24 protein-coding genes and 1 pseudogene are annotated in these 24,840 nt (G+C 30.3%); 12 read left to right on the forward strand and 13 right to left on the reverse strand.

The genetic code is table 11. The features are described from left to right. Positions 1–6 precede the first annotated feature (6 nt). Entirely contained in the window at positions 7–999 is a 993-nt protein-coding gene (locus H0I27_RS02870; protein WP_218732418.1) for a GntR family transcriptional regulator, read from the reverse strand. Positions 1,000–1,167: 168 nt separating this feature from the next. On the opposite strand from H0I27_RS02870, the gene H0I27_RS02875 reads away from it, so the two are divergent. Beyond that, positions 1,168–2,796 (forward strand): sodium/sugar symporter, encoded by a 1,629-nt coding sequence (locus H0I27_RS02875; RefSeq protein ID WP_218732419.1) that lies wholly within the window; start codon positions 1,168–1,170, stop codon positions 2,794–2,796. 163 nt (positions 2,797–2,959) lie between these two features. On the opposite strand, the gene H0I27_RS02880 is transcribed toward H0I27_RS02875, so the two are convergent. Continuing rightward, on the reverse strand, positions 2,960–3,406 hold the full coding sequence (locus H0I27_RS02880; protein ID WP_218732420.1) for a thioesterase family protein: 447 nt from the start codon (positions 3,404–3,406) through the stop codon (positions 2,960–2,962). Positions 3,407–3,484: 78 nt separating this feature from the next. Then, complete coding sequence (locus H0I27_RS02885; RefSeq protein ID WP_218732421.1) at positions 3,485–5,614, reverse strand: carboxy terminal-processing peptidase; 2,130 nt, start codon at positions 5,612–5,614, stop codon at positions 3,485–3,487. A gap of 332 nt (positions 5,615–5,946) precedes the next feature. Here H0I27_RS02885 and surE point away from each other — a divergent pair, with 332 nt between their 5' ends. The 6 genes from surE (at position 5,947) to H0I27_RS02915 (ending at position 11,110) form a co-directional block, all read left to right on the forward strand. Continuing rightward, on the forward strand, positions 5,947–6,717 hold the full coding sequence (gene surE / locus H0I27_RS02890; RefSeq protein WP_218733759.1) for a 5'/3'-nucleotidase SurE: 771 nt from the start codon (positions 5,947–5,949) through the stop codon (positions 6,715–6,717). Beyond that, a complete protein-coding gene (locus H0I27_RS02895; protein ID WP_218732422.1) occupies positions 6,705–6,992 on the forward strand; it encodes a hypothetical protein in 288 nt (95 codons plus the stop codon). Before surE ends, H0I27_RS02895 begins: the two co-directional genes overlap by 13 nt. 77 nt (positions 6,993–7,069) lie before the next feature. Beyond that, positions 7,070–8,191, forward strand: a complete 1,122-nt coding sequence (lpxB, locus tag H0I27_RS02900; protein ID WP_218732423.1) for a lipid-A-disaccharide synthase — start codon at positions 7,070–7,072, stop codon at positions 8,189–8,191. An 11-nt stretch (positions 8,192–8,202) separates the two neighbouring features. Next, on the forward strand, positions 8,203–8,538 hold the full coding sequence (locus H0I27_RS02905; RefSeq protein ID WP_218732424.1) for a n-acetylglutamate synthase: 336 nt from the start codon (positions 8,203–8,205) through the stop codon (positions 8,536–8,538). Positions 8,539–8,573: 35 nt separating this feature from the next. Continuing rightward, on the forward strand, positions 8,574–9,056 hold the full coding sequence (locus H0I27_RS02910; protein ID WP_218732425.1) for a C40 family peptidase: 483 nt from the start codon (positions 8,574–8,576) through the stop codon (positions 9,054–9,056). Positions 9,057–9,211: 155 nt separating this feature from the next. After that, entirely contained in the window at positions 9,212–11,110 is a 1,899-nt protein-coding gene (locus H0I27_RS02915; protein ID WP_254713133.1) for a ComEC/Rec2 family competence protein, read from the forward strand. A gap of 34 nt (positions 11,111–11,144) precedes the next feature. On the opposite strand, the gene H0I27_RS02920 is transcribed toward H0I27_RS02915, so the two are convergent. The 4 genes from H0I27_RS02920 to H0I27_RS02935 form a co-directional block, all read right to left on the reverse strand. Beyond that, positions 11,145–11,666, reverse strand: coding sequence for a DUF255 domain-containing protein (locus H0I27_RS02920; RefSeq protein WP_218732427.1), 522 nt, complete (start codon positions 11,664–11,666; stop codon positions 11,145–11,147). An 87-nt stretch (positions 11,667–11,753) separates the two neighbouring features. Next, complete coding sequence (locus H0I27_RS02925; RefSeq protein ID WP_218732428.1) at positions 11,754–13,322, reverse strand: peptide MFS transporter; 1,569 nt, start codon at positions 13,320–13,322, stop codon at positions 11,754–11,756. 71 nt (positions 13,323–13,393) lie between these two features. Continuing rightward, the gene (locus H0I27_RS02930) at positions 13,394–14,818 is read right to left on the reverse strand and encodes a peptide MFS transporter (RefSeq protein ID WP_218732429.1); all 1,425 of its coding nucleotides are present in this window, start codon (positions 14,816–14,818) and stop codon (positions 13,394–13,396) included. Positions 14,819–14,829: 11 nt separating this feature from the next. Further along, positions 14,830–17,031 carry a S9 family peptidase gene (locus tag H0I27_RS02935; protein WP_218732430.1) on the reverse strand — a complete coding sequence of 734 codons (2,202 nt, stop codon included), beginning with the start codon at positions 17,029–17,031 and terminating at the stop codon, positions 14,830–14,832. A 144-nt stretch (positions 17,032–17,175) separates the two neighbouring features. Here H0I27_RS02935 and H0I27_RS02940 point away from each other — a divergent pair. From H0I27_RS02940 to H0I27_RS02955, 5 genes and pseudogenes are all read left to right on the forward strand, one after another. After that, positions 17,176–18,444: pseudogene (locus tag H0I27_RS02940) on the forward strand (hydroxymethylglutaryl-CoA reductase, degradative); the annotation flags it as partial. A gap of 249 nt (positions 18,445–18,693) precedes the next feature. Further along, entirely contained in the window at positions 18,694–18,903 is a 210-nt protein-coding gene (locus tag H0I27_RS17610; protein WP_254712748.1) for a DUF1569 domain-containing protein, read from the forward strand. Continuing rightward, complete coding sequence (locus tag H0I27_RS02945; RefSeq protein WP_218732432.1) at positions 18,903–19,829, forward strand: GYDIA family GHMP kinase; 927 nt, start codon at positions 18,903–18,905, stop codon at positions 19,827–19,829. Before H0I27_RS17610 ends, H0I27_RS02945 begins: the two co-directional genes overlap by 1 nt. 93 nt (positions 19,830–19,922) lie before the next feature. Further along, on the forward strand, positions 19,923–21,134 hold the full coding sequence (locus H0I27_RS02950) for an NAD(P)/FAD-dependent oxidoreductase (RefSeq protein ID WP_218732433.1): 1,212 nt from the start codon (positions 19,923–19,925) through the stop codon (positions 21,132–21,134). 110 nt (positions 21,135–21,244) lie between these two features. Further along, positions 21,245–21,799, forward strand: coding sequence for a thioredoxin family protein (locus H0I27_RS02955; RefSeq protein ID WP_218732434.1), 555 nt, complete (start codon positions 21,245–21,247; stop codon positions 21,797–21,799). 6 nt (positions 21,800–21,805) lie between these two features. Here H0I27_RS02955 and H0I27_RS02960 read toward each other — a convergent pair whose 3' ends face one another. The 6 genes from H0I27_RS02960 to H0I27_RS02985 form a co-directional block, all read right to left on the reverse strand. Further along, a complete protein-coding gene (locus tag H0I27_RS02960) occupies positions 21,806–22,189 on the reverse strand; it encodes a VOC family protein (protein WP_218732435.1) in 384 nt (127 codons plus the stop codon). Positions 22,190–22,413: 224 nt separating this feature from the next. Next, complete coding sequence (locus tag H0I27_RS02965) at positions 22,414–22,911, reverse strand: hypothetical protein (protein ID WP_218732436.1); 498 nt, start codon at positions 22,909–22,911, stop codon at positions 22,414–22,416. 117 nt (positions 22,912–23,028) lie between these two features. Continuing rightward, positions 23,029–23,403 carry a hypothetical protein gene (locus H0I27_RS02970; RefSeq protein ID WP_218732437.1) on the reverse strand — a complete coding sequence of 125 codons (375 nt, stop codon included), beginning with the start codon at positions 23,401–23,403 and terminating at the stop codon, positions 23,029–23,031. A 95-nt stretch (positions 23,404–23,498) separates the two neighbouring features. Beyond that, the gene (locus H0I27_RS02975) at positions 23,499–23,732 is read right to left on the reverse strand and encodes a hypothetical protein (RefSeq protein WP_218732438.1); all 234 of its coding nucleotides are present in this window, start codon (positions 23,730–23,732) and stop codon (positions 23,499–23,501) included. A gap of 11 nt (positions 23,733–23,743) precedes the next feature. Then, positions 23,744–24,349: a thiamine diphosphokinase gene (locus H0I27_RS02980; protein WP_218732439.1), complete on the reverse strand. Its 606-nt coding sequence runs from the start codon at positions 24,347–24,349 to the stop codon at positions 23,744–23,746. A gap of 63 nt (positions 24,350–24,412) precedes the next feature. Next, positions 24,413–24,751 (reverse strand): MotA/TolQ/ExbB proton channel family protein, encoded by a 339-nt coding sequence (locus H0I27_RS02985; protein ID WP_218732440.1) that lies wholly within the window; start codon positions 24,749–24,751, stop codon positions 24,413–24,415. Positions 24,752–24,840: the final 89 nt, after the last annotated feature.

Genomic DNA, 24,840 nt, shown 5'->3' on the forward strand with positions numbered 1-24,840 from the left:
GTGTTGTTATATTGAGTTTCTAATAATTAATTTATTCGGATTTTCTACTTTGTCTTGTTCTTTGTTCAAAATCATTTTGGCTAACCTTTTTCCCATTTCGTTAAAATCTGTAGTAATGGTGGTAATGCCTCCTTCAACTATTTCCTTTAATAATGTATCGTTATAAGAAATAACGCCAATATCATTTACTAAAGTCATATTCTGACTTTTCATTTTCTTGATAATTCTTAGTAAACTTATATCATCTAGCAATACGTAAAGTTCACCTTTTATTAAAGGAGTTTCTTTTACAGTGCTTAAAATTTCAAAAGGCATTGTGCTTTGTTCGCAGAATTGTGTAAACCCTTTAAGAATGCCTTTAGGTTGTTTTTCTTCTGAGAAGATTAGATTAATTTTATTATATTTTGAAACAAATCCTGAAGCCTTAGTTAGGTTTTCATAGATGGATTTTTCAAAATTTTGATAGATGGATGGATATGCTACCAAATCTTCTGGCACCTGATCTAAAATATAGACTTTATCATCTGGTAATAATTGAATGCTCTTACTGGTGTTTTCTAAATTAGCAGGCATAATTACATAATAATTATAACTACCAGCATTGTCTTTTATTAGTTTTTTAAAAATAGCTTCATTAAAATGATGAAAGAAAATATCTACCTGAATAGTGTCTTCTAAGTTTTCTAAAAAAGAATTATATAAATCTTCTTTAAATGAATTAAGTTCATCAAAAAGTAAAAATATCTTTTGATGCACATTAATATCTTCACTTATAACATAATACCCTTTTCCTACAATAGATTCTATGATACCTCGGTTCTTTAATTCATTAAAGGCCATTAAAACGGTATCTCTAGAAAGTTTATTGTTGTTTTTAATAGTATTAATAGAAGGCAATTGATCTCCTTTTTTTAACAAACCATTTTCTATAGCATTTTCTATAGCATTAATGATTTGCTTATATTTAGGAATGCCTATTTCTTTTTTAACTTCTATCATAATTAATTACAAATATATAATTTTTTCAACAAAAAACCTACCTGACCCTACTAGTTTGATAAAAATGTACTCAGAGGTACATTTCTTTGGGCTTACAGATACATTTTCTGAAATTATATACATATATTTGACTTGTATAAATAATTAACTAAAACAAAAATAATAATTATGAAAGCAGGTTTTGAAATTTGGGACTATATAGTCTTCATTGCGTATGCCATTTTAATTTTAGGTGTAGGTTTATGGGTTTCTCGAGATAAAAAAGGACACCAAAAAAATGCAGAAGATTACTTCTTGGCAAGTAAATCTTTGCCTTGGTGGGCAATTGGTACTTCTTTAATTGCTGCAAATATTTCTGCAGAACAATTTATAGGGATGTCTGGTTCTGGTTTTGCCTTGGGTATTGCAATTGCTTCTTATGAATGGATGGCAGCATTAACTTTAATAATTGTTGGTAAATATTTCTTACCTATTTTTATAGAAAAAGGATTGTATACAATTCCTGAATTTGTTGAAAAACGTTTTTCTACCAACCTTAAAACAATTTTAGCTGTATTTTGGTTAGGTTTATACATATTTGTTAATCTTGCTTCTGTTTTATATTTAGGAGGTTTGGCTATTGAAACCATTATGGGAGTAGATATGATGTATGCAATTATTGGTTTGGCATTATTTGCAGCTGCATACTCTTTGTACGGAGGTTTATCTGCGGTAGCATGGACAGATGTTATACAAGTAGTATTTTTAGTGTTAGGTGGTTTGGTTACTACTTATTTAGCTTTAAATACGGTTTCTGGAGGAGAAGGAATGTTAGCAGGTTTTTCTAAAGTATTAGATGCTGCTCCAGAAAAATTTCATATGATATTGGATGAATCTAATGATAACTATGTAAACTTACCTGGTATTTGGGTATTGGTTGGTGGTTTATGGGTTGCAAACTTATATTATTGGGGATTCAACCAATATATTATTCAAAGAACTTTAGCTGCTAAATCTTTAAAAGAATCTCAAAAAGGGATTTTATTAGCAGCATTTTTAAAATTGATTATTCCTTTAATTGTTGTAATTCCTGGTATTGCAGCGTATGTAATGGTAAACGACCCAGCTATTATGGCTAATTTAGGTGAAGTAGGTATGTTAAATGTGCCTTCTGCCGAACAAGCTGATAAAGCATATCCTTGGTTACTACAATTTTTACCTACAGGATTAAAAGGTGTTGCTTTTGCTGCTTTAGCTGCTGCTATTGTTTCTTCTTTAGCTTCGATGTTGAATTCTACATCTACCATTTTTACAATGGATATTTATAAGCAATACTTCAACAAAAATGCAGATGATAAAACTACGGTAAATGTGGGGAGAATTTCTGCTGCAGTTGCTTTAATAATTGCTGTTATTGTAGCGCCACTTTTAGGGGGTATCGATCAAGCATTTCAATTTATTCAAGAGTACACAGGTATTGTAAGTCCAGGTATTTTAGCTGTATTTATTTTAGGTTTGTTTTATAAGAAAACAACTAATAATGCAGCGATTTGGGGAGCTATTTTATCTATTCCAATTGCATTAACATTGAAATTCATTCCAATAGCAGTATTTGAGCCTTGGATGCATCAAATGGGAATTACAGCTGTCTTAACGCTTATTATCATTATGGTTATGAGTAATATTCAAAACAAAGGGAAAGATGATCCTAAAGGGATTGATTTTGGCTCAGATTTATTTAAAACAACTCCGTTGTTTAACTTAGGTTCTATTGCCGTTTGTATTTTAGTAACTGTACTATATTGTTTATTCTGGTAGGAATTACCAAATAGTTTATATAAAAAATCGTCTAAAGAAATTTAGACGATTTTTTTTTACCTAATTTTTAGGTTTTAGAATTGATAGCTTGTAAAGAAAATAAGACGCTGAAACATGTTTAGCGTGACAAGCTTGAATCCTTTTATTAAGTATTTTTATGTTCTTAACTTTTTTTAAGAGCTATCTCTTCAAAGTCGTCACTTTTTTCGGAAGCGTCAAACAAATGTTGGGCTTCTTTTGGTGGTACGGTTAGTTTTCGTTTAGTTAAATCTATCCAAGCTCCATATACTTTTATAATTGCTGATAATTGACCAGCTTCATTAAAAACTTGATGTGTGATTTTCCAACGTTCACCATTTTTAGATAAACCAGAAATCTTAAAGTCTACAGAGATATTTTCTCCCAAATGGATTTCTTTTCTAAAAGAAGTTTCTTCGGTAAATAAAATAGGACCAAGGTTGTGTTTTGTAAATTCTGCTATAGAGAAATTTTGATCTCTAAAATATCGTACTCTTACTTCTGCGGCATAATCATTATATGCTGTGTGACGCATGTGTCTGTTTGGGTCAAAGTCAGACCATTTTGTGTGAAATGTTACTTTAAAACTCATGTTAGCTCTTTTTTGAAACAAAAAACCTGATAACATTAGACAATATTATCAGGCTTGTTGTTATTTAATATTTGGTAATTATTGTTTTACTATTTCGTTTTTGGTATTCATTTTTAACTCACTTAAAACGTTTATAGCTTCAAAAACATAGACATCTTTCGATAAATTTTTATGCCATGCCAATCGTTTGTCAGCTAGTGCTGTATCCTTTTTAATTAATGAAAGTTCGTAAGTTGGAGAGTTAAACGTTAAATCTGATTTATAATCAAAAACAGATTTAAATTTTTCTGCATCTTTTTCATTGGCTACATTTACTTCTTCAAATTGTTTATAGTTTAAAGAGTAAGAATTATCGTCTTGCTTCTTTTTTAACCATTTAGCATATTCGTTTATCAACTTAAATTTAGAATCTGTAGCAATTCTTTGTTTACTGTTATTAACAACATCATTAAAATTTTGGTACGAATTTGTTTGCACATAATCTGCTTGTTTTACTTTGTCCCAAACCAATGCGCCATCCAAATCTCTTTCGCCAAATTTCATATAACTATATCTGTCTGGCATTGCAATGTCTGAATACACTCCTTCAATTTGAGTAGAACCACCATTAACTCTATAGAATTTTTGAATAGTCATTTTTAGAGCTCCTAAGTCTTTATCGTATTTTGTAAATTGATTAATAGGTAAAACACTTTGCACGGTTCCTTTACCATAGGTTTGGTTACCGCCCATAATTACTGCTCTTTTATAATCTTGCATTGCTGCAGCAAAAATTTCTGAAGCTGAGGCAGAAAACTCATTTACAAGAACAACTACTGCTCCTTCCCATTGAATTTTTGGATCAATATCTTTTTTAATAATTGGATCTTCACCTCTATATTTTACTTGTACAATTGGACCTTCATTAATAAACAATCCACTAATTTCAATGGCTGTTTTTAGAGAACCACCTCCATTATTTCTTAGATCTACAATTAAGCCAGTAACACCTTCACTTTTTAAGCGTTCTATTTCTTGCTCCATATCTTTTGCAGAATCTCTATAACTTTCCTCATTAAAATCGATATAAAACTTAGGTAAATCTATAATTCCGAATTTTTTACCATCTTTTTCTACAATACTAGATTTTACAAAAGTTTCTTCTAGTTCTACAACGTCTCTAGTAATAGAAATTACTTTGTTGGTACCGTCTAATTTTTTCTTAACGGTTAATTTAACTTCTGTACCTTTTTTTCCTTTGATAAATTTTATAGCATCATCTAAACGCATCCCAACAATATCTAATGGCTCTTCATCTCCTTGAGCAACTTCTAGAATAATATCACCAGGTTCTAAGCTACCTTCTTTCCATGCAGGACCTCCAGAAACCAATTCAAAAATTTCGGTATAAATTCCCTTTTTTACTAAACGCGCTCCAATTCCTTCTAGTTTACCAGACATGTCTTGGTCAAAACGTTCTTTTATACTTGGCGCCATATAGGTTGTGTGAGGGTCAAAAGCACCCACAACACTGTTTAGAAAAGTAGAAAACCAATCTTCATGTTCTAGCTCTTCAATTCTAACATATAAATCGTCCATATTTTTAAGAACTTCTGCACGTGCCTCTTTTTCAAGTTCATCAAAACTTTTTGTTTTGTGATTTTTGTTTTTTAGTACGTCCGCTTTTTGTTTGTCTAACTTATCTTGAATTCTAATAAGAGTACTTAATTTTAATTGCTTACGCCAGTAGTCTATCAGCTCGTTTTCATTTTTAGCGAAAGGAACTTTTTCATAATCTACATCAATGGTTTCCGTTTTGTTAAAGTTAAAAGGTTGTTTTAACAAATCACCATAATATGATTTTGCATTTTTAATTTTACTAGTAAATCGTTCATAAACCAAATTATAGAAAGAGACATCTTCTTTTAAAAGTTGATTGTCGATTTCATATTTGAATTTAGAAAAATCTTTCATATCCTTTTGAGTAAAATACCTTTTGCTTGGGTCTAAACCATCAATGAATTCGGTATACACATATTCAGAAAAATCATCATTCATGTCTTTTACAACAAAATGACTTCTGGTAAGTATATTTCTAAGAATGTAAACTAAAATTTTATCTTTTTCAGGGTCTGAATTGGTATCCGTATTAGCGGCTTGAGTTTGCAAGCTAGTTGCAAATAGAAGTATTGCTAATAAAAATGTGGTGATTTTATATTTTGTCTTCATATTTAGGTATGTCGTTTTTTTAATTCTAAAATTACTAGTTGTGCTTTGCTAAACTACTAAAATAATGCCAAAATTATTTAGGAACTACTAGTCTTATTCGTTTTTGTGAATGGATTAAACACTATTTCTTCTTTTAGTTCAATTTTTAAATATCAAAATAGCTTTCGTTTCTACAATATTACGTAAAAAAGAGAAATTGTATTCTTTACAAAATGTTAAAAAGGAATCGTATAAAATCAATTATATTTGCTTAAAATAATTTAGAATTTAAAGTTCAATTTTTTAATTGAAAACTACCTTTAATTCTAAATTTTGAACTTTAAACAATGATGATGCAAAACAAACCATTAATTTTAATTACGAATGATGATGGAATTACAGCTCCTGGTTTAAGAGCTTTAATTAGAATAATGAATAAAATTGGTGAAGTTGTTGTGGTGGCTCCTGATAGTCCGCAAAGCGGAATGGGGCATGCAATTACGGTTGATAATGTTTTAACTTGTAATGCCATAACGATAGATGATGGTCCGCAATTAGAATACACTTGTTCTGGTACGCCTGCAGATTGTGTAAAAATGGCAGTGAACGAAATTTTAAATAGAAAACCAGACTTATGTGTTTCAGGAATTAATCATGGTTCTAATGCATCTATTAGTGTTATTTATTCTGGTACTATGAGTGCAGCTATTGAAGCAGGTATAGAAGGAATCCCTGCTATTGGTTTTTCTTTATTAGATTTTAAATGGCATGCAGATTTTAAACAATCTGAAGAATATATAAAAAAGATTACTTTAAATGCGTTGCTAAACGGAATTCCAGAAGGCGTTGTCTTAAACGTAAATATTCCGAAGTTAAAAAAGGAAGAAATAAAAGGGATTAAAATTTGTAGACAAGCTAATGGAGTTTGGAAAGAGATTTTTGATAAACGAAAAAACCCTATGGGAAAAGAATATTACTGGCTTTCTGGTGAGTTTATTAATAAAGATAAAGGTCAAGATACAGATCTTTATGCATTAGAAAGTGGCTATATTTCTGTAGTACCTGTACAATTCGATATGACTGCACATCACATGATTCAAAAATTAAACGCTTGGGAACTGTAAAAAAACATATTTTAATAGGCGTATTGGTTTCCTTATTTGCCACTTTTGGAGGTATATTTTTATATTTAGAATATATTTCGAAATTTGGTTTTTACGAAACCATCGATTTAATTAAAGAAGGAGAATTGTATGGTAAAGTATTGTCTTTAGCTGCAATTCCTAATTTATTTGTGTTCTTTATTTTTATCAAAAAGAAAGAAGACAACAAAGCAAAAGGAGTTTTATTGGCAACTATTTTAATTGCACTAACTACTTTAGTTTTAAAGTTTTTCTAACAGAGATAATGTCTCCTCGAGCGCAGTCGAGAGGTTTAATAAGGTCTCGACTGCGCTCGACCAAACAAGTAAAATTTATGAAATATTACATAATTGCTGGTGAAGCTTCAGGAGATTTACATGGCTCTAACCTAATGAAAGCATTGTATAAAGAAGATGCAAATGCAGACATTCGGTTTTGGGGTGGAGATCTAATGCAAAATGTTGGCGGAACTTTGGTTAGTCATTATAAAGAAAGAGCTTTTATGGGCTTTTTTGAAGTTATAATGAATCTTTCTAAAGTATTGGGTTTTATTAAAATTTGCAAAAAAGATATTGCCCAATTTAAGCCAGATGTACTTATTTTAATTGATAACTCTGGGTTTAATTTACGTGTTGCTAAATGGGCAAAAGAGCAAGGTTTTAAAACCAATTATTATATTTCTCCACAAGTTTGGGCAAGTAGAGCAAGTAGAGTAAAAGGTATTAAAAGAGATATCGATAAAATGTTTGTAATCCTTCCTTTCGAAAAAGAATTTTATGAAAAATACGACTATAATGTAACTTTTGTTGGACATCCTTTAATTGACGGAATTGCAGGTAGAAAACAAGTAAAAGAAGCTGCTTTTAGAAAAGAATATAACTTAACAGACAAACCTATTATTGCTTTGTTACCCGGAAGTAGAAAGCAAGAAATAACCAAAATGCTCTCTGTAATGTTGTCTTTAATTGATGATTTTTCTGAGTATCAGTTTGTAATTGGTGGGGCTCCAAGTCAAGATTTTAGTTTTTATCAAAGTATTATTGGTGATCGTAAAGTTTCTTTTATCAACAATAAAACGTACGATTTATTAAGTATTTCTTACGCAGCAATTGTTGGGTCTGGCACTGCAACTTTAGAAACTGCTTTGTTTAAAGTGCCGCAAGTGGTTTGTTATAAAGGCGGAACAATCTCTTATCAGATTGCAAAAAGAATAATCACTTTAAAATTTATTTCTTTGGTAAATTTAATCATGGATAGAGAAGTGGTTAAAGAATTAATTCAGAATGATTTTAATAAGCAGAATTTAAAAATTGAATTGACCAAGATTTTAGATGATACCTATCGAGAAAAATTCTTTTTAGAATACTTTGAATTAGAAAAGAAATTGGGAGGTAAAGGTGCTTCAGAAAAAGTAGCGAAACAAATTGTAAGTGATTTAAGAAAAGGAGATAACTAATTCTAAATTGTATGAACTATAATAATAAAAAGTTTAGAGTTGTTCAAAATGCTGATAATGGTGAAACTTCAAAAGAAACCATTTTTACATACAAGCAAAAAGGTACTATTTTAACGTCTGAATATAAAGGCGGGCAAATAGTTAAAGGTCATTTAATTGGTCTTGTAGATGAGCATGGGAATATAGAAATGCGTTATCATCAAGTAAATCTTAAAGGAGAATTAATGACAGGTATTTGTTATTCTAAACCTGAAATAGAGGTTAACGGAAAAATTACTCTCTATGAAAATTGGACGTGGACTTCTGGTGATAAAACAAGTGGAATGTCCGTTTTAGAAGAAGTTTAATGAAGGTACAAATGATACGTAAAAGAATATTTAATATGAAGAAATGGAGTTTTTTAATAGTTGTAATTTCTTTATTATTAAGTTCTTGTTCATCCACTAAAACGGTTGTTAAAAAGACACCAAAACCAATTACTAAGGCGGATAAAATAGTAGCAAATGCCTTAGAATATAAAGGTGTTCGTTACAAATTTGGAGGAACTACCAATAGAGGGATGGATTGCTCTGGAGTGGTATATGTTGCCTTTGGAAACGAAAACGTACAATTGCCAAGAATCTCTAGAGATATGGCAAAGAGAGGTGATGAAATTGCTTTAAGTAAAGTTAAAAAAGGTGATTTATTGTTCTTTAAAACAAGTAAAAACAGACGAGGAAATATCAATCATGTTGGCTTGGTGGTTTCCCATTTAAAAGGACAAATTAAGTTTGTACACGCCACTACTTCTAGAGGTGTAATTGTTTCTGCACTATCAGAAAAATACTGGAAAAATGCCTTCGTAAAAGCAACAACAATCTTGTAATTAATAGTTAACGTTTTTTTTAGTAACTTTAACTTGCTATGAAAAGGTTGTACAATTACATACCCTTGCACTTTGTTGTGCTTGTAATTATTGGAATTTGTTTCCAGTTTTTTACTCAATTTTGGACTTTTACTTTTCTTAGGACCACTATTTTTTTGGTAGGTTTATCTGTTTTATTTTTTCTGATAAAACATAAGGTTTTAAGAACATGTACTGCTCTTGTTTTATTCTTTTGTATTGGTGTTTCGGCTGTTTATGTGAGTGATGACAGAAATTATGATTCATATTATCAATATCATTTAAAAGACAATTCTAAGGTTGTTTTACAGATTCATAAAATATTAAAACCTGGTAATTATTACCAAAAATATGAGGCTGCTATTATTAATGTTGATGATCTGAAAACTACAGGAACAATACTTCTAAATGTTAAGAATGATAGTAGTGTAAATTCGTTACAAATTGATGATCAGTTATTCTTAAAACCTACTTTAAAAGAGTTAATTCCGCCTTTAAATCCGCATCAATTTAACTATAAGTCTTATTTAGCAAAACAAGGTATTCATCATCAATTATTTGTGGATACAAATCAGTTTTTAAAGCTTCGTACTCAGTCAACCACTTTATTTGGTTTGTCGGCGAAATTTAGAAATCAAATTCAGGAAGCATTACAGAAATACCATTTTAAGAAAAATGAATTAGCGGTTATTAATGCACTTTTGTTGGGGCAACGACAAGATATTTCTAAAGAATTGATTGTAGATTATCAAAGAGCAGGAGCAATCCATATTTTGGCAGTTTCTGGTTTACACATTGGTGTTATTCTATTGATTTTATCTTTCATTTTTAAACCTGTTGAAAGAATTAAGTACGGAAAGTTTATAAAAACACTTATTATTGTTTCTTTACTTTGGATGTTCGCATTTATCGCAGGTCTTTCTGCGTCTGTAGTTAGAGCGGTTACCATGTTTACTTTTTTAGCTATTGGGTTGTCTTTTCAAAGAAAAAAGGTAGTAGAGTTTTCCTTTATTTCTTCCATGCTTTTTTTACTATTGATAAAACCTATGTTTCTTTTTGATGTTGGTTTTCAACTCAGTTATTTAGCAGTTTTTGGTATTCTTTGGACACAGCCTAAATTGTATGCAATATGGAAACCTAAGTTTAAATTTGTCGATTTTTTCTGGCAATTGTTTACCGTTTCAATAGCAGCCCAAATAGGAATATTGCCTTTAAGTATTTATTATTTTCAACAATTTCCAGGGTTATTTTTGGCCTCAAACTTAGTTATCATTCCTTTTTTAGGGGCAATTTTAATCGGAGGGATTTTAGTCATTATTACATCACTTTTAAATATTCTACCTCAGGTTTTGGCAAATATCTATGGAATGATTATTTCTTGGATGAATGGTTTTGTAAGTTGGGTTTCTCTTCAAGAAGAATTCTTATTTAAAGAAATTTCCATTTCATTTGTTACGATGTTGTTTTGGTATGTATTCTTGTTTTTAGGAGTTTCATTCTTAATCAAAAAATCATCTAAAAATTTGATTTACTTTTTAGTTTCAATAGTACTTTTACAAACTGTTTTTCTATTTGAAACGAAAGAAAATAAATCGAAAGAAGAATTGATTGTGTTTCATAAAAGTAGATTTTCTGTGATTGGAAAGAGAGTAGGAAGACAACTCTTTTTGCAACACGACATAGATAGTATGAGGTTTAAGAATGAAAATAGTATTAAAACGTACCGAGTTTCAGAAGGTATTGATGAGGTTAAGGAATTCAATTTTAAGAACTTTCTTCAATTTTCTAAAAAGGATATTTTACTGATTGATAGTTTGGGGATTTATACGATTTCTGGAATGAGGGAACCAATTGTAGTTTTGCAATATTCGCCAAAAATAAATTTATCAAGATTGATAAAAACAATAAAACCATCACAAATTATTGCTGATGGTTCTAATTATAAGAGTAGTGTAAATCGTTGGGAAGAGACTTGTTTAAAACATCAAATCCCATTTCATTATACAGGTCAAAATGGAGCGTTTATCATTGATTAAAATAAACGTGTAGGTGTTTATGTCTATAATAGTATTATTTTAAACTGCTTTTAAAATCGGTATTAAAGTCTTCCCATTTTTTAGTTTTGTATACTTCTCTAGAAAAATAGACTAATATTTTTTCCATAATTTCTTTGTCTAAATAACCAGGGATTTTATCTAATAACTGTACATCTTCCGACAAAAAGAGGGTAGTTGGATACGATAATTTTCCATCCATTAAAGAAGCTGCTAATTGGTGATAGCCACGTCTACCTTCTTTTTGAAATTTAAATGTATGATCATTAAAAACAATGTCTTTTTTACCTTCTCCGTCTAGTTTAACAGCGTAAAAGTTTTTATTTATATAATCACCAATGGTTTTGTTAGAGTAAGTGTTTAAATCCATTTTTTTACAATAGCCACACCAATCTGTGTAAATATCAACTAAAATAGGTTTAGGATTTGCTTTGTTTAATTCGATAGCTTCTTCAAAATCAAGCCATTTAATATTTTCTTGTCCATTTGTATTTATACAAAATAGGCAAACAGCAATAAGTAATATCAGTTTTTTCATAATTATTGAGTCGTAATATTTATGTCTAATTTACAAAAAAAAAAGAGCCTTTAAAAAAGCTCTTTTTTTCATTTATTTTGATGAAGTTTATTTTACTCCGTGCATTAGTTTTTTTAATAAAGGCGTTAAGCTCATAATTAAAAGACCTGCAATGATAGGTACAAAAGTGAAAATTAAAAAGAAGGTACTCATAGAGTATTTCGTTGTTATTTCATCAATCATTCCTCCCATCAAACCAGCTAATTTATTTCCCATACCAACAGCTATATACCATAGACCAAACATCATAGCAATCATTTTTCCTGGTACTAGTTTAGAAACGTAAGACAAGCCTACAGGAGATAAACTTAATTCACCTAAAGTGTGAAGTAAATAGGCTAAAATAAGCCAAATAACACTTACTGATGCTGTTTGTGCACCTTGAGGTATACTTGCAGAACCATAGGCCAAAACTAAGAACCCTAGTCCTAATAATATTAATCCGACACCAAATTTTACGGTTGCAGGTGGATTGAATTTACTTTCCCATATTTTAGAAAATAATGGCGCAAATGTTATAATAAAGAATGAATTTAAGATACCAAACCAAGAAGCAGGTATTTCCGTAGAAACTTCACTAAACTGGTTTTTTAACATGATGATTACTATGATCCAAATTATTGCAAAACTGATTCCTAAGAAAAGATTAGATAATGCATATTTTTTAAAAGTAATTTTAAATAAACTAATTAAAACATAGGTAATAATCATTAAAGGAACAACAGTAAGTAGTGTATTTGCGATTCTAAAAATATTTGCAGCGCTACCTTCTAATACTCTATTGGTATAATCTTTAGCAAAAATAGTCATAGAACCACCGGCTTGCTCAAATGCAGCCCAAAAGAAAATAGTAAAGAATGCTAAAATACCAACAACAATATATCTGTCTCTCTGTACATTGCTTGGTACATCGTCATAACTCTTTTCATCTTTACTAGCAACTGCATCAGATAAATCAACAATTTTACTTGGCTTTGTACCAACATTACCAAAAATGCTTTGAGCGAAATAGAATTGTAACATTCCGAAAAACATAAAAATACCAGCTAAACCAAAACCAAAATGCCAACCATAAGTTTCACCTACATAACCACAAAGCATAATACCTAAAAAAGCACCAGCATTTACACCCATATAAAAAATAGTAAATGCACCATCCTTTTTTTCTTGAGCGTTTTTATAAACACCATTAATAATTGAAGTAATATTAGGTTTAAAGAAACCATTTCCTGCAATTAGTAAACCAATACCTACATATAATGCCCAAGGAGTATCGAATGCCATCGCTGCGTGTCCAAGTGTCATTAATAAAGCACCTATAACAACTGCATTTCTGTATCCTAAAAATCTATCGGCTAAAATACCTCCAATAATAGGAGTAAAGTAAACTAACATTGTGTAGGTACCGTATAAACTTAAAGCATCTTCACGACTCCAAGCCCAACCGCCATCAGTTAATGATGAAATTAAAAAAATAACTAATAATGCACGCATTCCATAATATGAAAAACGCTCCCACATTTCTGTGAAAAATAAAATAAATAAACCTGCTGGGTGTCCTAGCAATAATTTATTGTTCATTTCTGAACCTTCAAATCTGTATTTGGCTGTATTCATGTAAAATAAAATTATATAAGTATAACAAACCTCATTAAGATATCATTTATGAGGTTTATTATTTTGTTTCATTAATTATCAGCTAGTTCGAAACCTTCTGTTTCTTCATTTTTAATTGCTTGCCTATCTTCAGCTCCATGTGTTAGCCTCTTTAGAGGTTTTAGAATTGCAATTAATAATAAACCAAAAATAGTACATGTTATTGCGATTCCTGTAAATACTTCAAAATCTCCAGCATCTTCAGAAAGTCCACCAATAAAACCTGCGACTTTATTACCTAAACCAGTTGCAGCAAAATATGCTCCCATCATTAGAGAAGCGTATTTTAACGGTGCTAACTTAGTGATAAAAGACAATGCAACCGGAGAAGCACAAAGCTCACCAATAGTATGAAAAAGGTATGCTAATATTAACCAAATCATTGCAGATTTTTCTGCTACTTCATCTCCATTCATAACTACTTCAGAAGCAGCTTTACTCATAAAGAAAAAACCAAAAGCCATAATAATTACACCTATCGCCATCTTAAATAAAGAAGAAGATTCTCTTCCTTTCTTTTTCCAATTATACCAAAACCCACCAACTGCAGTACCTAAAACAATAATAAAAAAGGCATTAACAGATTGAAAAACAGCTGCAGGAATTTCATTTCCAATTAAAGGTAAAGAGAAAGATAAAATTCTATTTGTTTTTTGTTCTGTATATAAACTCATTAACCCACCGGCTTGTTCAAAAGCACCCCAAAAAACAATAATAATTAAGAAAGATAAGAACATTACTAACATTCTATCTTTTTCAATTTTTGTTAAAGGTTTTTTTAGTAATTCTTTATCAGGTGAATCTGCATTACCGATAAAATTTCCAACACTACCTAAATATTTTAAGCCATACATATATACAATTTGTCCCAGTGCCATACCGATACCTGCTAAACCAAAACCATAATGCCAGCCATATTTAGCGGCAACTGCACCAACTAAAATAGCTCCTAAGAAAGCTCCCAAATTAATTCCTATATAGAAAACATAAAAACCTTTATCTCTTCTTTCATCTCCTTGTTTGTACAAACCACCAACCATTGTAGAGATGTTTGGTTTTAAAAAACCTACACCAATAACAATAAAAAGAAGTCCTGTAAAGAATGCCCATTGTGCTTCTACGGCTAAAATTCCATGACCAATACATAGTAAAATTCCTCCCAGCATTACTGCTTTTTTCTGTCCTATAAATTTATCTGCAATCCAGCCTCCAGGAATGGAAGTTAAATACACAAACATGGTATATGTTCCGTAAAAAGATAAAGTTTCTCCGTTAGACCAACCAAAACCAGATTGAGGATCTCCTATAATAATTGGAGCAGCAAGATATAAGGTTAAAATTGCACGCATTCCATAATATGAAAAACGCTCCCACATTTCAACAAAAAATAATACGTACAATCCTACAGGATGCCCAAATAATTCTTTTTCGTGTGGTTCTTTTATTAAATTACTCATAGTTTATCCTTTTATTTAGTTGATTTTGTATTTAAATTTTCGTCGATAAAGTTAGTCATTTTTGTGAACAAATTTAAACGAGTATTTCTTCCTTTATAAATTCCGTGTGCTCGGTCTGGTACAATAAACATATCAAATTGTTTATTAGCTTCAATTAAAGAATTTATCATTCTGTAAGAGTTTTGTACATGTACATTATCATCACCAGTTCCGTGAACTAATAAGTAGTTTCCTTTTAATTTATCTGCATAATTAAATGGCGAATTATCATCATAACCACTTGCGTTTTCTTGCGGAGTTTGCATATAACGTTCTGTATAAACAGAATCGTAAAAACGCCAAGAAGTAACCGGAGCTACTGCTATTGCTGTGGTAAAAATATCATTTCCTTTTAAAATACAATTGGTGCTCATAAAACCACCATAAGACCATCCCCAAATACCAACATTATTATTGTCTATATAAGAACGTTCTACTAATTTTTTTGCTGCTGCTATTTGATCTTCAACTTCATATTTACCCAATTCTTTTTGAGTTACTTTTTTAAAATCGGCACCTTTATAACCCGTTCCACGTCCATCAATACAAACTACAATAATTCCTTTTTGCGCTAACATATTGTGCCAGTAATCATTGCTTGCGTTCCAAGAGTTTCCAACTTGTTGAGAACCAGGACCAGAATATTGAAACATTAAAAGTGGGTATTTTTTAGTTTCATCAAAATCTAAAGGTTTTACCATCCACATATTTAAGTCGTTTCCATTAATGTTAATGGTAGAAAACTCTTTAGGACTCATTTTATATGCGGATAATTTTTCTTTTAAAGCAACATTATCTTTTATCACCTTTAACATTTTTCCTTTGCTATTATATAAAGAATAAATAGGAGGAGTTTCTGCAGAAGAATACGTGTTGATGAAAAAGTTTAAGTTTTTACTAAAAGCAGCCGTATTCTGACCGTCTTCATTACTTAATAACTGTTTCTTTTTTCCTTTTATGTTGATAGAATACACACCTCTATTGATAGATCCGTTTTCTACAGATTGATAATAGATGGTTTTCTTTTTTTCGTTAAAACCGTAGTAGTTGGTTACTTCCCAATCTCCTTTTGTAATTTGATTGATTAATTTACCATTAAAATCATAATGATAAATATGGTTGTAACCATCCTTTTCGCTTGTCCAAATAAAACTGTTATCAGCTAAAAAAGTAAGATTGTCTGTAATATCTACATACGCTTTATCAGTTTCATTTAATAATAAAGAAGCAGTAGCATTTTGAGAATTAACTTTGTGTAGGTTTAAGTTATTTTGATGACGGTTTAAAGTCGTTGCAACTAAAATATCTGAATCATTAGACCATTTAATTCTAGGAATATATTCATAATCTCCTAAAGAAATTGTTTCTGTATTTTTAGATGAAAGCGTATACATGTGTAAAGTAACATCTGCATTTTTTTCACCTGCTTTAGGATACTTAAAAACTTGTTGTGTTGGGTATAATTCTGTACCAACAACATCCATAGAAAAAGTAGGAACGTTGGTTTCATCAAAACGTAAAAAAGCTAAATGAGTTCCTGTTTTATTCCATTCAAAAGCTCTTACAAAAGCAAATTCTTCTTCATAGACCCAATCTGTAATTCCGTTGATGATTTCATTTATTTTACCATCCGTTGTTACCTGAGTAATTTTGTTTGAAGCTACATTTTTAATAAAAATGTTATTGTCTTTTGCATACGCTACATTTTTATTGTCCGGAGAAAAAACTGGTTCTTGAATTGCCTCACCAATCAACGTCAATTCTTTAGAAGCAATATCATAGGCATAATAGGTTCCTTTTTTAGAATGACGATAAATTTGTTGGAAGTTGGTTCCTAAAATCAGTTTGGTTTCATCATTATTAAAACTATAAGAAGAGAAACTATTTAAACCTTTTAAATCGGCACTATTTACAATTGTTTCAACTTTTTCTAAAGTTTTGTAACTGTATTTATCCACAGTAACCGATCTAGATGATCTATTAAAATCTAAAACAGCATAATAATCGCCATTCATAGAATTTAAAGAATTCATTCTATCTGCAGAAAATGTTCCGTTCCAGATTTCTTCTAATGTTATGTTTTTTTTGTTTGATGTTTTACTTGCATTTACTTGTGCAAATGTTATACAGTTAATTAATAGTAAAATAACTGTAAGGGAGACTCCTTTTCTCATTGTAGACCTTGTATTTGATAAAAGTTTGCCAAGTTTACGCAAAAATCCATAAAAAATATCTTAAAAATCCATAAATGTTGATTATCTATTAATGTTTTAACAGTTTGACTTATCTTTGTTGTTGATAGTTTTATACCCAAATTAATGAGCAAACTTATTTCTGGTTTTTCTAAGTTAACGAAAGATGAAAAAATTACGTGGTTAACAGAGAATTATTTCCACAATCATTCCCATACAAAAGATATAATTAAACAATATTGGAATGATGATGCTGAATTGCAACAACTTCATGATGACTTTATTGAGAATACAATTTCTAACTTTTACATGCCTTTTGGTATTGCACCAAATTTTGTAATTAATGATAGAACTTATGTAATTCCTATGGTGGTAGAAGAAAGTTCTGTAGTAGCAGCTGCTTCTTTAGTTGGTAAATTTTGGAGTACAAGAGGAGGTTTTAAAACCAAGGTAATTGGTACAACAAAAATTGGGCAAGTCCATTTTATGTATGCTGGAGATAAAACCAATCTTGAAGACTATTTTAATAAAAATAAAACAGAATTATTTGCTGCAACGGCTTCCATCACTAAAAATATGGAAAAACGTGGTGGTGGAATTTTAGATATAAAATTAGTTGATAAAACTGATAAATTAGAAAACTATTATCAACTGCACGCAACCTTTGAAACGAAAGATTCAATGGGTGCAAATTTTATAAACTCATGTTTAGAAGCAATTGCTAAAAAGTTTGAAAAAGACGATATAGAAATTGTAATGAGCATACTTTCTAACTACGTTCCAGAATGTTTGGTTAGGGCAGAAGTGAGTTGTAAGATAGAAGAATTAGGAGGTGAGAATCCTCAGAGATTTGCAGAGAAATTTTACCAAGCAGTAAAAATTGCAGAAATAGAACCTTATAGAGCGGTAACGCATAATAAAGGAATTATGAATGGAATTGATGCTGTTGTTTTAGCTACTGGTAACGATTTTAGAGCAGTAGAAGCTGGTGCGCACGCGTACGCTTCTAAATCCGGACAATACTCTAGCTTGTCTCATTGTACTATTGATGATGGAATTTTTAAATTCTGGATTGATATTCCGTTGGCTTTAGGAACCGTTGGTGGCTTAACAGGTTTACATCCTCTAGCAAAGTTATCTTTAGAAATGTTGCAAAAACCATCTGCAAGAACTTTAATGCAAATTATGGCAGCAGCAGGTTTGGCTCAAAATTTTGCAGCTTTAAGAGCTTTAACGACTATGGGAATTCAGCATGGACACATGAAAATGCATTTACAGAATATCTTAAATCAGTTTAATGCTACCGAAGAAGAAAAAGAAATAGTTACAGCTTTTTTTGATAAAAAGACAGTGACACATTCTGCAGTTGTAGAAAAAATAGATGCTTTAAGAAAACCTTCTATCAATTGGATTGATTTTTTTAATAAGAACTTGGTAAGTTATAAACTGGCTAAGATTGATGAAAAGACAAAGCCGCTTTTTGGGAAGATGAATGGGCAACAAATGATAGAACATTTAAGTTTTTTATTACAAATTTCTAATGGAAAAATAGCTGCTGATTATTATGTTTCTGATGAAAAATCAGCAAGAAGAAAACCTTTTTTAAATACAGAAGGGGAGTTGCAAGTTGGGTTTAAAGCAAGTATGTTGTCTGAAGAACCAAATGCCTTAAAATTTAATTCTGTAGGTGAAGCAATTCATGATTTATTCATTCAAATTGATGCTTTTAAAGTTCATTTTGAAATAGCCAAAGCTGAAAATCATCCGTTTTTTGGAGAGTTAGATTATGAGTATTGGCAGAAATTTCATGTAAAACATTTTACACATCATTTTAAACAATTTGGATTGGTATAATGAATTTTTATTCTAACGGAAAACTTTTATTAACAGGAGAATATCTTGTTTTAGATGGCGCAAAATCTTTGGCAATTCCAACTAAATTTGGACAAAATTTAAGTGTTGAGAAAATAAAAGAACCTCAAATTATTTGGGGAAGTTTTACACACACCGGAGAATGTTGGTTTGAGGCTGTTTTCGATTTAAAAAAACTACGTTTGATAAATTGTACTTTCAATTCCGATAAAGAAGGAAGTGGAGAGGTTATTGCAGAAACGTTGTTAGATATTTTAAAAGAAGCTAAAAACTTAAATCCAGATTTTTTAGCATCAGAAAACGGATTTGTTGTAAAAACAAACCTTACATTTCCAAGAAATTGGGGATTAGGAACTTCATCTACATTAATAAATTCTGTAGCATCTTGGGCAAAAGTAGATGCTTTTCAATTGCTTTGGAATTCCTTTAAAGGAAGTGGTTATGATATTGCTTGTGCACAAAACGATACGCCAGTTTTTTATCAAATAGAAAATAAAGAACCTGTTGTTGAGCAAGTGGAATTCAATCCGAATTTTAAAGAGAATTTGTTTTTTGTTCATTTAAATCAGAAGCAAGATTCTAAAGAAGGAATTGCAAAGTTCAGGGAGAGTAACATTAATTTTGATAAAGAAATAAAGAGAATTTCAGAAATTTCTGAGGAATTTTTAACTACAAAATCATTACAAGAATTTGAGGAATTAATAGTTGAACATGAACAAATTATCAGTTCAATTATAAAACTAAAAACAGTTAAAGAGAAGTTGTTTCCAGACTATTTTGGATCGGTAAAAAGTTTAGGTGCTTGGGGAGGAGATTTTGTTTTAGTAACAGGAGACGCATCAACACCAAGCTATTTTAAAAATAAAGGATTTGAAACCATATTGACTTACAGTCAGATGGTTTTATAATAAAATATTAGGTCTCGACTGCGCTCGACCTGACAATTAATATTCTAAATGTCTCCTCGAGCGCAGTCGAGAGGTTTTATATAAGATAAACAAATGAGTAAAGTAATAATTATTGGAGGAGGAGCAGCAGGATATTTTACAGCGATAAACGCTAAAGAAAATAACCCTGAATTAGATATTACAATTCTCGAAAAAGGAAAAGACGTTTTACAAAAGGTGAAAATTTCTGGAGGTGGAAGATGTAATGTTACACACGCATGTTTTATTCCAAAGGACTTAACAGAATTCTATCCAAGAGGAAAAAAAGAATTGTTAGGGCCTTTTCACCAGTTTATGACAGGCGATACTTTTGAATGGTTCGAAAACAGAGGAGTTCCTTTAAAAATAGAAGACGATAATCGTGTTTTTCCAGAAGCAAATACAAGTCAGGCAATTATAGATTGTTTTCAAAATGCTGTTGATAACTTAGGAATTAAAGTGTTAACAAACTGTGGTGTAAATTCGGTTTCTCAACAAGATAATAAATGGATTATCAACACAAAAGAACAAGTTTTTGAAGCTGATAAATTAGTGATCGCTGCAGGAAGTTCTAAAAAAGTATGGGAATTATGCCAAACATTAGATCATAGCGTTGTAGAACCAGTTCCGTCTTTATTTACCTTTAATATTAACGATAAAAGATTGGTAGATTTATTAGGAACTTCTGTGCCAAATGCTACAGTTACCATTTCTGGAACAAAATTAGAAGCATCCGGACCTTTGTTAATTACACATTGGGGAATGAGTGGTCCCGCGGTTTTAAAATTATCCGCCTTTGGCGCAAGAATTTTGGCTGATAAAAATTATCAATATAACGTAGAGGTAAACTGGTTGTCTAGACCAACCGATAAAGTTTTAAATGTTCTTTTAAATTTAAAAAAGAAAGAACCTAGAAAAACGGCTATTTTAAAATCTCCTTTTGCTGAGGTTTCTAAAAGATTGTGGGAGCGTTTTGTGCTTGCAGCAGGAATTAGTGCAACTCAGAATTGGGCAGATTTAAATAATAATCAATTAGAAGGTTTAGCAAACCAATTGACAAAAGGTGTTTTTAATGCCAACGGAAGAACTACTTTTAAAGATGAATTTGTAACTGCTGGAGGAATCGATTTAAAAGAAATTAACTTTAAACGCTTTGAAAGTAAGAAACACCAAAATCTATTTTTTGTTGGTGAAGTTTTAAATATTGATGCTGTTACTGGAGGTTTCAATTTCCAAAATGCGTGGACAAGTGGTTTTATTTGTGCAAATGCTTTGGCAGAAGATTAAAATATTAAAAATATCATTGAGAGGAACGAAGTAATCTGTTTTTTAACGGAGAGGTTGCTTCGTTCCTTGCAATGACGAGTGGTGAAAAAATAATAAAAGAGAATATAATTATGGCAAGAGCAGAATCGAACGAGTTTAAAAACGGAACAATAGCACCTGATTTTACTTTATTAAATACAGTTGATAACTCTTTTGTTTCTTTAAACGAAGCAAAAGGAGAAAAAGGAACAGTAATTATGTTTATTTGTAATCATTGTCCGTTTGTAATTCATGTAAATAGTGAGTTGGTAAAAATGGCAAACGAGTATCAACAAAAAGGAATTAACTTTATTGCGATAAGTGCTAATGATGTTGAGAATTATCCACAAGATTCGCCTGAATTGATGAAGCAACTTGCTAAGGATGAAAACTATCCTTTTCCGTATTTATATGATGAAACGCAGGAAGTAGCAAAAGCGTATGATGCTGCATGTACACCCGATTTTTATGTTTTTGATAAAGATTTAAAAGCTGTTTATCACGGACAATTAGACAATTCTAGACCAGGAAACGGAAAACCGGTAACAGGAATTGATTTACGTAATTCTCTTGATAATTTATTAGAAAATAAACCCACTTTAGAAAACCAAAAACCAAGTATGGGGTGTGGTATTAAATGGAAATAGTATCTATTAGACATCATTATTTACTTCAATCCAATATCCGTTTGGGTCTTGAAAATACACCTGTAGAATACCATCATTTCTAACATAATCTTTGTTTGGTGTACCGATCCAATCGGAATACTCAATTTTTAATTCTTTTAAATGGAGTATAAATGTTGCAATATCCTTGGTTGATAAAGCAAAGTGCACAGCTTCATTCGTTTTAATGATCGCATCAGGACGAGGAATTATATGAAGTTGTTTTCCTTCACCAAGAGATAACCATCTTGTTTTTGAATTAGAGGCAGTATTTTTAATCTCTTTTAGTTGTAGTACTTTTTGATAAAACGCTATAGATGTATCTACATCTTTTACAGAAAGGGCAATATGATTAAATATAAAAGGTTGCATTTATAAAGTTTTATGAGGAGTTTACTTTTCCTAACAACAAAACTAATAAAGAATATCTAACTTCAAATGACGTACCTCTTTTATTTTAATCAAATTCAATATAGTTTTTTATATCAATTTTAGGAAAACATCAATGACCTATTTGGTGTTGAGTGCTATATAAATAATAACGAATCTTATTTTGTGTATATAAATTAGTAAGATCCGTTATTATTTTAAGGGTATTATGCAGCTTTATTTTGTTGCTGATTTTGAAGTAATGAATTAATTATTTTGTTCCATTTTTCTATAGAATCAAACTCATTGCCAGGTTGAAAATTAATATCTGAATTATAAAATTCAAGAACAATACTAGGTTTGTTTTTACCGATAACGTTTAGTTTTAAGTTTAACTTGTCTAGTGTTGTTTCGTTCTTTCCTATAGATTTACTGATGTTATTTATCTCGCTGTTTTTAATAGTGTTAAGATCTATAAACTGAAGATTAACTTGCTCTTTTGTTTTTTGTAAAAATGAAATTGCATGTTTATTTTCATCTAAACCAATTGCATAACATTCACTAATTTCGTGCTCTGTAATTTCAGAATTATGCTGTTTTGCAAACTCTTTCAATGAGTTTAATACTTTTTTTTCTTTATTTTTTTTGTTTTTATTTGTTAATACAAAAGGTAGTGCACATAATGCAATACATATTACTCCTATTATTATTGTACCTAAATCCATTTTATGTTTTTTAATTTTTTTTGATATACTGATTTTTATATGAAACGGGTATCCGCAACATATCAATGTTTTATTTTAACTACGTAAAAGGTAGTTGTTAGTAAATAAAATAAAGGGTTACCAAAAATTATGGAAAGGAAAAATAAGATCAGACTTTCGTTGTCTAATTAGGGTGTTTTCTAAGTAGTTTTTATACTGTTTAAACTTAGAATTGAACTCTAGTTTAGTTGTATAAGAAATTGCTAATAAATCGTCTGAAGACAATTTAAAATTGGGTAATGAAAAATCTATTGTTTCAGAAACTAAGTTTTCTGATTGTTGTGTATGCGCATGAAATACTTTAGAAGCTGTAACTAAATAGGTAAGCTGTTCTGTATCTTGGTTCGCATTTTGTGCGTTAAAATAAGAAGTTGTATTTGCAGAAAGATACATCCCAGAACAATAAATTGAAATGAGTAATAGTACTTTTAGTATTTGGTGTTTCTGCTTCATTATTTTTTGCCATACAAGTTATGACATTGCAAAATTAGTTAATTTTATATTAGGAAAAATAAAAAAGTGTATTTGTTGTATAATAATTAACAATCTTATCCAACTTCACCTCGATGAGGTTTTAATGCATCTCTATAAACTTTCATATCTTTTTCATCTACTGTAATGAAGGCAGAAAATAACATTGGATTTTTTTCTTCAATATTAATTTCATGAAAAGTTAAGTTTTCCATTTCTGCAAATTCTTTTAAATGAATGGTATGATGTTTTGCTGTTTCTTGTGCATCAGGACCTCTAAAATCCCACAATAATTTTATTTTTCTACTCAATGTATTCGTTTTTAATGGTTGATGAAAATGAATAATTCTCCGCTTTCAAAAGTAATTTTTATATCGTTTGTAATTGCTTTATTTCTTGTGCCAATTCTTTCTCCGAAAACTAAATCTTCCTTATCTAAAGGATATTGCAATCCTAAAGTGCAAATGTTTTTTGCTTTTGGGAAAGGAACTAATGAAATTGTTTTATCAACAGAATTTAAGATTTCAGTATTTTTATCCGCTAAAAAATAACGACTATGATTATCGAAAAAAGTAAGGTTTAATTTGTTTTTCCACTGAATGGCGGTGTGCAAATTTCCTAAAAAATGGTCTTGTTCTTTTCCGCTGGCACCAAAAACATCAACGTTTTTAAAACTTTTATCAAATAGAATCTGAAGGATTTTATCAAAATCTGTAAAATCTTGATTCGGAGTATGAATTACTTCAATATCTTTTGGTAGGTTTTTTATTGAATCAAAATCGCCGCTAATAAAATCGGGTTTTATTTTATTTTTTTCTAAAAATTGATAAGCGCCATCTGTAGCACAAATAATTTCGTATTCCTCCAAATTAGGAATTGCTATTGGAGGTTCTCCGTTTAGAAGTAGAAAAACTTTTTTTGTATGCATAGAATGCAAAAATACCCATTTCAGAATTAATGAAATGGGTATTTTTATCAAGTAATTTTTTACTTATTCTTTTTTAATCCACGTAAGTGCAATTACACCTAATCTACCAATAAGAAAAATGATAAAACCAAATAAAGTTGCTGTAATTGCACATTTTAACCCCACAGCTAAAACACCGTGAGATACACTGTTTGCTATTGCAATCACAGTAAACATTTGGTATAATCCGAGAAAAAGACCAAAAAAACCAAAAACAAGCGCAAATAAACTTACAGATTTAATAAGTTCTCTGTTTTTATCTGAATTTACTTTAAAACTTTTTGCAATTAAAAAAAGTGTTAAAAAGAATAGAATTAATAAAGGGATCATAAATTGAGTACCTCCTTCGGTTATGTAAGTCATAATATAAGTTTTTAAATTCGTTTCAAAAATATTGGTAATGTTTGTTCTTAAAATATATTTGAGATGAATGAATCCTTTTTACTTGGTTT

Source organism: Polaribacter sp. HaHaR_3_91, from assembly GCF_019278525.1.
In the GTDB taxonomy this organism is placed as follows: domain Bacteria; phylum Bacteroidota; class Bacteroidia; order Flavobacteriales; family Flavobacteriaceae; genus Polaribacter.